Source organism: Mesorhizobium sp. M5C.F.Ca.IN.020.29.1.1 (assembly GCF_003997375.1).
Classification (GTDB): domain Bacteria; phylum Pseudomonadota; class Alphaproteobacteria; order Rhizobiales; family Rhizobiaceae; genus Mesorhizobium; species Mesorhizobium wenxiniae.
In genome coordinates this window covers 1-1,115 of record NZ_RZSW01001007.1, presented here as the reverse complement: position 1 = coordinate 1,115, position 1,115 = coordinate 1, and the positions used below count along the sequence as shown (strand labels likewise).

At 63.9% G+C, this 1,115-nt stretch carries 1 protein-coding gene; it reads left to right on the top strand.

The genetic code is table 11. The features are described from left to right. A partial coding sequence (locus EOA85_RS35815; protein WP_164760155.1) for a cation diffusion facilitator family transporter occupies positions 1-993 on the top strand: 993 nt, incomplete at its 5' end. Positions 994-1,115: the final 122 nt, after the last annotated feature.

The following is a 1,115-nucleotide window of genomic DNA, read 5'->3' as shown; positions in this document are numbered from 1 at the left end:
GCGCACACCCATGACCATGGTTCGCAAGGGCATGACCACAGCCACGGCGCGGGTCCTGTGCACGGCTCGACCGACAAGAAACGGGTGCTGATCGCAGCCTGGCTGACCGCCAGCTTCATGGTCGTGGAAGCGCTCGGCGGTCTCTTCACCGGATCACTGGCGCTGCTGGCGGATGCCGGCCACATGCTCGCCGATTGTATCGCGCTCGGCCTTGCCTGGTATGCTTTTCATCTGGCCGGCCGGCCGGCCACCGTTCGCCTCACCTATGGTTTCGGCCGGGTCAAAACGCTGGTGGCCTATACCAACGGCATCGCCATCTTCGCCATTGCGCTGTGGATCATCTATGAGGCTTGGGAACGCCTGCTGACACCTGCGCCCGTGCTCGGCGGGCCGATGCTGGTCGTCGCGATCGCCGGTCTGCTGGTCAATATCGGCTCCTTCTTCGTGCTGCATGGCGGCGACCGCGACAGCCTGAACATGCGCGGTGCCATCCTGCACGTGCTCGGCGACCTGCTTGGCTCGGCGGCGGCGATCATAGCTGCGCTGATCATCCTGGCAACGGGCTGGACGCCTATCGATCCGATCCTGTCCGTCCTTGTCTCGCTACTGATCCTGTCCACGGCCTGGTCGCTGATGCGCGAAGCAGCCCATGTCCTGCTCGAGGGCGTGCCGGCGAGCCTCGATCGCGACCTGATCGCAAGGGACATAGAGGGGACGGTCAAGGGCGTGCGCGAGGTGCACCACATGCATGTCTGGTCGCTCGACGGGGCGAGCAACATGGCGACCTTGCATGCCTGCCTCAACGATGGCGTTGATGCTCACAAAGCGGTCAGCGCCATCAAGAAGCGGCTTGCCGCCGAGCATGGCATTGCCCACGCCACCGTAGAACCGGAATTCGGCCATTGCACCGACAGCCACGATGGGCACGATGGGCAAGGTGGCGAGCACGACCATGCGCACGATGCGGCTCCGCATCATGGCCACTGTCACTGACACCGGGAGTTACATAGCATTGGTAACGAACTTAATGAATTCGCGCCGCGTCAGGGCCACGTGATGGATCGCGACACGCGCAACGCGGCGATAGGCGCCCTCTGGGTGCTGCTGCTGTTCGG